1 pseudogene is annotated in these 235 nt (G+C 52.8%); it reads left to right on the top strand.

The features are described 5' to 3' along the window. A pseudogene (locus ACY2RR_RS24780) lies at positions 1 to 235 on the top strand (signal recognition particle protein); the annotation flags it as partial.

The following is a 235-nucleotide window of genomic DNA, read 5'->3' as shown; positions in this document are numbered from 1 at the left end:
CGGCCAATGATGAACTGAATCTGGCCACCCAGCCTCCAGCTGTTATTCTGATGACTGGTCTGCAGGGCGCGGGTAAAACCACTTCTGTGGCCAAGCCGTCTAAATGGTTGCAGGAACGCAAGAAGAAGTCCGTGATGGTGGCTTCTGCTGACGTTTATCGTCCTGCTGCAATCAAGCAGCTGAAAACTCTGGCTGGTGAAGTGGGTGCTGAATTCTTCCCATCTACCCCAGATCA

It is taken from the genome of Parendozoicomonas sp. 2304DJ65-17, from assembly GCF_058148445.1.
Note: the sequence above shows the minus strand (reverse complement) of the source record. Positions and strands in the feature narration are given on the sequence as shown.